This is a genomic window from Leucobacter albus (assembly GCF_039528015.1).
GTDB classification, from domain to species: domain Bacteria; phylum Actinomycetota; class Actinomycetes; order Actinomycetales; family Microbacteriaceae; genus Leucobacter; species Leucobacter albus.
In genome coordinates, this window is sequence record NZ_BAAAKZ010000010.1 from 189,437 (window position 1) to 199,403 (window position 9,967).

Here is a 9,967-nt window from a genome sequence, read left to right on the forward strand (position 1 = left end):
CGGCTCAATGAAATCACAGGTCAACCCTGCCGACTGTCGGGCAAAGTACCTAATTGACTCGCCTATTATTGACACTATGTACGAAGTGGACCGCCGATCGGGCATAGCGGGCGCACCTGGCGCACCTGGCGCACCTGGCGCATCCCCAGCGACCACCGTCACGCTCGCAGAGGTCGCAGCAGCGCTCGATGCCGCGGTGCGCGAGCTGGTGGTCGACGCTCACGCACACGCAACGATCGCTACCGTCGCCCTCGCCGAAGCGAGCGACCTGGCCGCGCCGACCCCGCTGTCGCCACGAGCCGACCTCGTACTGCCGGTCGGTGTCAGCGAGGCGCTCACCGCGACCTGGCTCGCCCGCGTTGGCCACCGCGACCCGAGCGAGCGCCCCAAGGCCGTCGTGATCAAGGAAGATATCGATTCGCCGGGATTGCGAGAGCTCGCGCTCGGAGCAGGGATCGGGCTCATCGTCGTCGACCGCATGGCGCGGTGGGATCTGCTACTCACCGCGGTCAATCGCCGCCTCCAACGCGCGCACTTCACTGGGGTCGGGATCCACGACGCTGGCGCAAATGCGGCGTTCAATGACCTCGCGGAGCTCGCCTCGGTGATCGCCGCGGGGTCTGGCGGCATGGTCACCATCGAACGGCCCGACTCGAGCGTGCTCGCGTACTCGCCCTCCGACGGCACCGCAGACGGGCTCAGGGCACGCGCGATCCTCGGCCGTGCCGCCCCCGAGGACTCGATGGTCTTGCTCGGGCAGTGGGGCGTCATGCGCAAGATCCAAACCACGCGCGAGGTGGTGCGCGTGCCCGCGCACGAGGAGCTCGGAATGCGCCCGAGGCTCGTTACCGGCATCCACTCGCCCACCGGCCAGTTCATCGGCTCGATCTGGGTGCAGGAGGGTGCGCAAGGCTTCAGCGATGACGCAGAAACCGTGGTTCGCGGTGGGGCCTCCGCGGCATCCCGCGTGCTGACCCGCGAGCTCGAGGCCCCATCGGCGAGCGAGATGATGCTGCAACGCGTCTTCGGCGAGCACGGTGGAACCGATGCGGGCACCGCCGCAGCATTTCTCGGGCTCCCCGCGCTCGGCGACGCAGCGGTCATGGGCATTGCGCTGCCCCGCGATGCCGCAGCCACGCACACCAGCGGCCAGTCGCTGCCGCCAGGGTCACCCGCACCCACTGGCCTGGCCGCCGACGCGAAGCTGCTGCGGTTGCACATCGGGGCTTTCGCCCCGCAGGCGAGGTTCGCGCTGCTCGGCGATCGTGCGTACGTGCTGCTGCCCAACCTGCAGGCGATCCATCGGCTCCACGAGTGGGCGGAGCAACTCGTGGCGAAGTTCGACGCGCGGGCCGATGCGCACGCGCGTTCGCTCCGCATCGCGATCGTCGCCCCGATCGCCGGTTTTGCCGAGGTTGCGGCCGCCCGCCTCGAGGCCGACCGGGTGCTCGACGCGATCGCAGGCAGCGGCAGACGGGTGACCTCGCTCACGCAGGCGCGCACCTCTGTATTGCTCCGCGAAGCGATGGCGCTGCTCGCCGCGCGGCCAGAACTCGCGGATCCGCGCATCGCGTCGCTCACCGATTACGACGGTCGCCACCGGGCCGATCTGCTCCCCAGCCTGCGGGCGTATGTGGAGTGCGGCTTTAACGCCCGTGAGGCGGCGCGGCAGCTCGGCATTCACCCGAACACGCTCCGGTACCGCCTCGGCAGAGCCGAAGAACTCACTGGGATCGACCTTGCCCGCGCCGACGACAGGCTGCTCGTGTCGCTGCAGCTCGCTATGGAAGAAGCGCGAGACTGATAGGCTGCAGGGTGCGAAACCCCGCGGTTTCAATGCATCGCAGAACGCCCCATCGGCCCCCTGTTCTCGCCGGGCCGCTGAGCGTGCAGAGCTGTTCTTCGGCGAACGAAAGTGACCGCCGCGGGCCCCTCTCCGCCCGGCCAGACACACACGAGCGACGCGGCGCACGGGCCCCGAACGGGCCCGACAGCCCGCCCGCGACCCCGCCCGAAAGGCACGAACACCAATGACCGAAACAACCTTCAGCGCGCTCGGCGTGCCAGCTCCGCTCGTCGCGAGCCTCGCAGCCGAGGGCAAGACGACCGCGTTTCCCATTCAGGTCGACACGCTCCCAGACACGCTCAAGGGTCGGGACGTGCTCGGGCGCGGCAAGACGGGGTCGGGTAAGACGCTCGCGTTCTCGATTCCGCTCGTCGCGCGCCTCGGCGGCGCGCTCGCGGGCGGGCGCCGCCGCCCGGGGCGCCCGCTCGCCCTCGTGTTGTCGCCGACCCGCGAGCTTGCGACCCAGATCAGCGCCGTCATCACGCCGCTCGCGAAGGCGTACGATCTGAAGACCACAACGATCTTCGGTGGCGTCAACCAGAGCCGCCAGGTGAACGCCCTGAACGAAGGCGTCGACATCGTCGTTGCATGCCCCGGTCGCCTCGAAGACCTGATGAAGCAGGGGCACGTGACGCTCGACGCGATCGAGATCACTGTGCTCGACGAGGCCGACCACATGGCAGACCTCGGCTTCTTGCCCGTCGTCACCCGCCTCATGAACAAAACTCCGAAGTCGGGCCAGCGCATGCTCTTCAGCGCGACGCTCGACAACGGCGTCGATAAGCTCGTCAGCCGCTACCTGCGCAACCAGGTGCTGCACTCAGTCGACGAGGCGAACAGCCCCGTTGCCGCGATGACGCACCACGTCTTCGTGGTCGAGGGTGCCCTGGCCAAGCGCGCCCTCGTGCGCAAACTCGCCTCGGGCACGGGCCGCCGCATTCTCTTCACCCGCACGAAGCACGCCGCGAAGAAGCTCGCGCGCGAACTCACCGCGGGCGGCATTCCCGCACTCGACCTCCACGGCAACCTCACCCAGGGCATTCGCGATCGCAACCTCGCCGCGTTTGCCGCGGGCGACGTCAGGGTGCTCGTCGCAACCGACGTCGCCGCCCGGGGCGTACACGTCGACGACATCGAGCTCGTGGTTCACGTCGACCCGCCGGCCGAGCACAAGGCCTACCTGCACCGCTCGGGCCGCACCGCTCGCGCGGGCAAGCAGGGAGAGGTCGTCACGATTACGCAGCCGTCGCAGCGGAAAGAGACCGAGGAGCTGTTGCGCAGGGCAAAGATCTCGGTGAGGCCGCGCGCTGTGACCGCTGACTCGCCCGCCGTTGTCGAGCTCGTCGGTGAGGTCGCCGAGATCGTGATGCCGGTGTTTGCGCAGGATCAATCGAGGCGCAATCGCCCCACGGGCGTGCGCACGTCAGGTGGCGGCGAGGTGGCGCGTCGCGGGGCTCACGACGGCGGTCGCGAGGGAAGCAAGCCACGGAGCGGCAGGTCGCAGAGCGGCAGGTCGCAGAGCGGCAAGCCACTCGGCGGCAAGCCGAAGGGCGGCAAGTCGCAGAGCGGCAAGCCACTCGGCGGCAAGCCGAAGGGCGGCAAGTCGCAAAGCGCCCGCGGCCAGGCGCGGAATGCGGCGCGCGGCGGTGCGGGCGGCGCTCGCGGCGGCGCGGGCGGCGCTCGCAGCTCGAAGCGCACCCGCCGCGGCTAGAATTCACGCACACCGACTCAGCTTCAGGAGACATGGCCGTGGCACCGTTCGCTCATTCCATCGCACCGCTCGCACCGCTCACACCGCGCAAACCGCGCGCACACCGCGCACCGCGGGCGCTGCGAGTCGCCGTTCCTGCCGCGCTCGCGGCCGCGCTGCTGTTCGTCGCTGGCTGTGCGCCGGAGCCGGAGCAGAAGCCTGAGCGCAGCTCACCCGCAACCGCAACTCCGACCCCGCCGAGTGAGCAGCCCGCTGCCCCCGACCCGCAGGCAAACGCAGACCTGGCGGCAGCCGTCGCGGCGAACGATGGTGAGGCCGTGCGCTCCGCGATCGAGCGTGGCGCCGACATCGAGCTGCGCGGAGAGGGCGGCATGACCCCGGTGGTTGCCGCGACGAAGGCAAACGCCGTCGCGGCCGCGACCGCCCTGATCGAGGCTGGCGCAGACGTTAACGCCAAAGACGACATGCAAGACAGCGCGTACCTCTACGCCGGCGCCGAGGGCTACGACGAGATTCTCGCCCTCACGCTCTCGCACGGTGCAGACCTGTCGAGCACCAACCGCTACGGCGGCACGGCCCTGATACCGGCTGGCGAACACGGCCACGTAGAGGTGACGCGCATGCTGCTCACCGCGGGCGTCGACCCCAACCACGTCAACGACCTCGGCTGGACGGCGCTGCAAGAGGCCGTCATTCTCGGCAGCGACGGCGCCGAACATCAAGAAACGGTGCGGCTGCTGCTCGCTGGCGGTGCCGACCCGAACCTGCGCGATGGCAGCGGCGTGACTCCACTTGCCAACGCGCAGGCGCGGGGGTATTGGGCGCTCGCCGAGCTCATCCGCGCTGCCGGCGGCGTGTAACTGGCGGCAGGGCGACCCGGGAGGCCGGGTAGTCGGGCAGCCCCGACTACCCCTCGAGCATTCCTCGCCGAATGAGCTGGCCGTGCGGGTCGGTTCCCGTCACAACCCGCCCGCGCAGGTAGGTCTTGCGCACCACGCCCGACAGCGCGCGCCCAGCGTAGGGCGTGATCGGGTTCTTGTGGTGCAGTTTCGCCGCGTCGACGACGAAGGCATCGTCGGCCGCGAAGATCGCGAAGTCGGCGTCGTTGCCAGGCGCGATCATGCCCTTACCCGTGAGCCCAACGTTTGCGGCGGGCTTCGTCGACATCCACGCGATCACCTGTTCGAGGGTGATGCCGCGGTGCCGCGCCTCCGTCCAGATCACGGGGAGCTCGAGCTGCAGCGACGAGACGCCGCCCCAGGCGACCGCGAAGTCGCCGTTGTCGAGGTCTTTCAGGTCGAGCGTCGAGGGCGAGTGGTCGGAGGCAATGTAGTCGATCGTGCCGTCGAGCAGCCCCTCCCAGAGCAGCTCTCGGTTGTGCGCCTCGCGAATCGGCGGGCAGCACTTGTAGGCGGTGCCGCCGGCGGGGATCTCCTCTGCGGTGAGCGCGAGGTAGTGCGGGCAGGTTTCGACGGTCAGGCGCACCCCGTCTCGCTTCGCCGAGCGAATCATGGGCAGCGCGTCTGACGACGAGAGGTGAAGAATGTGGGCCCGAGCCCCCGTCCACCTGGCGCGCTCGATCACCTCGGAGATCGCGAGGTTTTCTGCACCGCGCGGCCGGGAGTGCAGAAAACGCTCGTAGGTGTCGCCCTCGGGCGAGGGCGCGCGATCGATGGCGCGCGAGTCTTCGGCGTGCACGATGAGCATCGCGTCGTAGGTGAGCAGCTCGCGCATCACCTCTTCCATCTGATCGGCGTTCAGCGGCGGGAACTCGTCGACGCCCGAGTGCAGCAGGAAGCACTTGAACCCGAAGACGCCGGCATCGTGCAGCCCGCGCAGGTCTGGCAGGCTCCCAGGGATTGCGCCGCCCCAGAACCCGACGTCGACGTGCGACTGGGGTGCGGCGACGGCTCGCTTCGCCTCGAGCCCCGCGACGTTGACCGTCGGGGGAATGCTGTTCAGGGGCATGTCGACGATTGTCGTCACCCCGCCGGCTGCCGCGGCGCGCGTCGCCGATTCGAACCCCTCCCACTCGGTGCGGCCCGGCTCGTTCACGTGCACGTGCGTGTCGACGAGCCCGGGAATGAGCGTCTCGTCGTCGGCGAGCTCGATGGTTTCGGCGCCGACGAGCCCGTTGCCCAACGGTTCAAGGGCGACGATGCGGCCGTTGCGAACGCCGACCTCGCGCGGGCGGATCCCGGAGGTTGTGACGATGCGCTCGCCTCGGATCACGAGGTCAAAGGCATCGGTGCTGTGCTGGGGCGTGGTGGGGTTACTCACATGGACTCCATCGTCGGTCGTGCGGTGTTGCGTGATGATTCGGTTGGGCTGGTGCGAAGCAGGCGGGCTGCGAGGTCGCTGCCGATCTGGGTCAGGTAGCGGGCAGCGTCGCGAATGCTCTCGTCGGTGCTCGCGGCGCGCTCGGCGACGGTGCAGCAGGCGGTAAAGCCCGCTGCGCGCCACTGTTCGGGGGCGAGGGTGGATCGGCCACACACCGCGATGATTTCATCGCAGCCGGCGCTCACCGCGGCTCGGGCGACCCCCCACGGCGTCTTGCCGCCGAGGCTCTGCTCGTCGAACGAGCCCTCCCCCGTGATCACGAGATCGGCGCCGGCAAGCTTGTCTGCGAGGCCGGTCAGACCGGCGACGACCTCAACCCCGGGCCTGCGCTCTGCGCCGAGCACGGCAATCGCCGCGTAGCCGACCCCGCCGGCGGCGCCAGAGCCCGGCTCCGCGGCGACGGCCCCCGCCCCGGCGAGAGCGCGATCGAGCACCTCGCTCAGCCGCGCCAGCCCGCGCTCGAGCGTTGCCACCTGGGCCGGCGAGGCCCCCTTCTGCGGCCCGAAGACGGCCGCAGCGCCCTCGGGGCCGAGCAGGGCGTGCTCGACGTCGCTCGCGAGCACAAACTCGGTGCGCGCGAGCCTAGGGTCGAGGCCGCTCAGGTCGAAGGTCTCAAGCTCGGTGAGGGGCCCGCCGCCGCGCCCGAGCGCCGCGCCGTCTGCGTCGAGCAGTCTGGCACCGAGGGCCTCGAGCAGCCCTGCGCCGCCGTCGGTCGAGGCGCTCCCGCCGATTGCGAGAGTGATGCGGGTGACGCCAAGGTCGAGCGCCGCGCGAATGCACTCCCCCGTGCCATACGAACTCGCGGCGAGCGCATCGCGCTCGGGCCGTGAAACGAGGGCGAGCCCGGAGGCTGTGGCCATCTCGACCACGGCCTCCGTGCCACGTACCCCGAAGTCGGCCCCTACCTGGGCCCCGAGCGGGCCAGAGACCGTCGCCGTGTGGCGAGCAAAGCCGCTCGCCACTGCCGCGTCGAGCGTGCCCTCCCCGCCGTCGGCCATCGGCACGTGCACGATGTCGACGTCGGGGGTGACGGAGCGGATGCCCGCCGCAACGGCGGCGCACACCTCCTCCGCCTGCAGCGACCCTTTGAACTTATCGGGGGCAATAACGACGCGCATGGCAGCCCAGTCTACTTGCGCGCGTCGGCGGGCTGCTTGAGCAGAATTGTCGCCGTCGGCGCGTCTTCCGGGCCCTCCGCCAGATCCTCAAACTCGTTGATCGCGTCGATGCCTGCGCCGCCCATCGCGATGTTCGTGATGCGCTCGAGAATCACCTCCACGACGACGGGAACCTGGAACTCGTTCATGAGATCCTTCGCCCGCACGAGCGCGGCTCCGAGATCGTCGACCTCGCGCACGCGAATCGCCTTGCACCCGAACCCCTCGGCGACCTTGATGTGATCGACACCGTAGCCCTCAGTCTCGGGGCTGTTTACGTTGTCGAACGCGAGCGACACGTGGTAATCCATCTCGAAACCGCGCTGCGCCTGGCGAATCAACCCGAGATACGAGTTGTTCACGACAACGTGAATGTAGGGCAGCTTGAACTGCGCGCCGACGGCGAGCTCCTCGATCATGAACTGGAAGTCGTAGTCGCCCGACAGCGCGACCACCGGGGTCTTCGGGTCTGCCGCGACAACGCCGAGCGCGGCGGGGAGTGTCCAGCCAAGGGGGCCGGCCTGGCCGCAGTTGATCCAGTGCCGTGGCTTGTAGACGTGCAGCATTTGCGCGCCGGCGATCTGCGAGAGCCCGATCGTGGTGACATAGCGGGTGTCGCGGCCGAAGGCGCGGTTCATCTCTTGGTAGACCCGCTGCGGTTTGATCGGCACGTTGTCGTAGTTCGTCTTGCGCTGCAGGCTGCCCTTGCGCTCCTGGGTCTCGGCGACCCAGTCGCTGCGGTCGGGCAGCGTGCCTTCGGCCTTGCGCTCGAGCGCAGCGGCGAGCAGCCCCGAAATCGCGGCCCCCGCATCTGACACGATGCCAAGATCGGGCGCAAACACGCGGCCGATCTGCGTGGGTTCGATATCGATGTGCACGAACTTGCGGCCGGCCGTGTAGACATCGAGCGAGCCGGTGTGGCGGTTCGCCCACCGGTTGCCGAGACCGATGACGAGGTCGCTTGCGAGCAGGTTCTCGTTGCCATAGCGGTGCTGGGTCTGCAGGCCGACCATGCCAGCCATGAGCCGGTGGTCGTCTGGAATGGCGCCCCAGCCCATGAGGGTGGGAATCACGGGAATGTCGAGCGCCTCAGCGAGTTGCACGAACTCGTCAGCCGCGTCGGCGTTGATGATGCCGCCGCCCGCGACGATGACGGGCTTCTTCGCAGCGTCGAGGAGCGCGAGCACCGCATCAATCTGTGCCCGGCTTGCGACTGGCTTTGCGACCGGCAGCGGCTCGTAGAGGTCGATGTCGAACTCGATCACCGTTTGCTGCACGTCGATGGGCAGATCGATGAGCACGGGGCCGGGGCGACCCGAGCGCATAAGGTAGAAGGCCTGCTGAAACGCGCCGGGCACCTGCCCTGCCTCGAGCACCGTCTTCGCCATTTTGGTGACGGGCTTCGCGATCGACGCGATGTCGACCGCCTGAAAATCCTCTTTGTCGAGCTTGGCGACCGGAGCCTGGCCGGTGATGCACAGAATCGGAATCGAGTCGGCCGCGGCCGAGTAGAGCCCGGTGATCATGTCGGTGCCGGCCGGCCCCGACGTGCCGATGCAGATGCCGATGTTGCCGGCCTCGGCGCGGGTGTACCCCTCAGCCATGTGCGAGGCCCCTTCGACGTGGCGGGCGAGCACGTGCTTGATGCCGCCGTGGGCGCGCATTGCGGAGTAGAAGGGGTTGATCGCGGCGCCGGGAAGGCCGAACGCCTGGGTCGCGCCCTCTTTTTCGAGGATCAGAACAGCTGCGTCAACAGCGCGCATTTGAGCCATGAGATTGGTCCTTTGTGAGACAGCGGCGCAGTTGCTGCGCCGCGGGGTGGTGGCATCGTTGCCAGGGAGGGTGAGCCGGGGCCGGCGCGACAGAATGTGAGTTCTAACGGTAGGGTTCGCACCGGCCCCGGAGCCGTGGGTCAGGCCTGCGTTGACCGGCCAGACAGCTCTTCAACGAGCAGCAGCAGCGCCGAGTGATCGAGCGATCCGTAGCCCTTGGCGCGCGCGGCCCCCATAATCTGGGCGGTCGCGGCGCCGAGCGGAATGTGCACCCCGGCCTCGCGTGCGGCACTCGTCACGATGCCGAGGTCTTTGTGGTGCAGGTCGATGCGAAAGCCGGGGTCGAACTTGCGTGCCCGCATCGAGGCCCCCTTGCGCTCGAAGATCGTGTTGCCGGCGAGCCCACCGGCGAGCACCGCGAAGGCTGCCTCGGTGTCGACGCCGTGCGCCTCGAGAAAAACGAGCGATTCAGAGACGAGCTGAATCGTGCCAGCCACGATGAGCTGATTTGCTGCCTTCACAGTCTGGCCCGAGCCGGCGGGGCCGACGTGCACGATGGTCTTGCCGACGACGTCGAGTACCGGGCGCAGCTCCTCGACGACGGCCGCGTCGCCGCCCACCATGATCGAGAGCACCCCCTCGACTGCGCCGGCTTCGCCGCCCGAGACGGGGGCGTCGACCGCCCGCAGGCCGGCGGCCTCTGCGTCAGCGGCGAGGCGGGCTGCAACGTCGGGGCGAATCGTCGAGAAGTCGACCCAGGTCGCGCCGGGGCGGGCGTTCGCGAAGATGCCGTCGGCACCGTGCACGACCGCCTCGACGTCTGGCGAGTCTGGCACCATCGTCAGAATCACGTCTGCGTTCGCGACGGCCTCGGCCACAGATGCGGCGCCCGTGCCGCCGGCCGCGACGAGCGCATCGATTTTCGGCTGGCTACGGTTGTAGCCGGTCACCGAGTGCCCCGCCGCGACGAGGTTCTTTGCCATGGGGAGGCCCATGATTCCAAGGCCGATGAAGGCGATGTTCGACATAGTCTGCCTTTCTAGGGTGTGTGGATGGTGTGGTTAGCCGAAGGTCTTTACCCAGGCGAACGGGTCTGCCTGGGACTGCTTGTACTCGAGCCCGATCGGGCCGGCGTAGCCGA

7 protein-coding genes are annotated in these 9,967 nt (G+C 68.9%); 3 read left to right on the top strand and 4 right to left on the bottom strand.

From position 1 onward, the window contains the following. Window positions 1–76: 76 nt before the first annotated feature. The 3 genes from ABD115_RS11955 to ABD115_RS11965 all read left to right on the top strand — a co-directional run bounded on the left by ABD115_RS11955 (window position 77) and on the right by ABD115_RS11965 (window position 4,417). Window positions 77–1,804 (top strand): PucR family transcriptional regulator, encoded by a 1,728-nt coding sequence (locus ABD115_RS11955; RefSeq protein ID WP_343961093.1) that lies wholly within the window; start codon window positions 77–79, stop codon window positions 1,802–1,804. 226 nt (window positions 1,805–2,030) lie between these two features. Next, a complete protein-coding gene (locus ABD115_RS11960; RefSeq protein ID WP_343961095.1) occupies window positions 2,031–3,557 on the top strand; it encodes a DEAD/DEAH box helicase in 1,527 nt (508 codons plus the stop codon). A 38-nt stretch (window positions 3,558–3,595) separates the two neighbouring features. After that, on the top strand, window positions 3,596–4,417 hold the full coding sequence (locus tag ABD115_RS11965) for an ankyrin repeat domain-containing protein (RefSeq protein ID WP_343961097.1): 822 nt from the start codon (window positions 3,596–3,598) through the stop codon (window positions 4,415–4,417). A 46-nt stretch (window positions 4,418–4,463) separates the two neighbouring features. Here the strand turns inward: ABD115_RS11965 and allB are convergent, their stop codons facing one another. The 4 genes from allB to ABD115_RS11985 form a co-directional block, all read right to left on the bottom strand. After that, entirely contained in the window at window positions 4,464–5,837 is a 1,374-nt protein-coding gene (gene allB, locus ABD115_RS11970; protein WP_343961098.1) for an allantoinase AllB, read from the bottom strand. After that, complete coding sequence (locus ABD115_RS11975; RefSeq protein WP_343961100.1) at window positions 5,834–7,015, bottom strand: glycerate kinase; 1,182 nt, start codon at window positions 7,013–7,015, stop codon at window positions 5,834–5,836. Before ABD115_RS11975 ends, allB begins: the two co-directional genes overlap by 4 nt. 11 nt (window positions 7,016–7,026) lie before the next feature. Further along, a complete protein-coding gene (gene gcl, locus ABD115_RS11980) occupies window positions 7,027–8,826 on the bottom strand; it encodes a glyoxylate carboligase (protein ID WP_343961102.1) in 1,800 nt (599 codons plus the stop codon). A gap of 140 nt (window positions 8,827–8,966) precedes the next feature. Then, entirely contained in the window at window positions 8,967–9,854 is an 888-nt protein-coding gene (locus tag ABD115_RS11985) for a 2-hydroxy-3-oxopropionate reductase (protein WP_343961104.1), read from the bottom strand. Window positions 9,855–9,967: the final 113 nt, after the last annotated feature.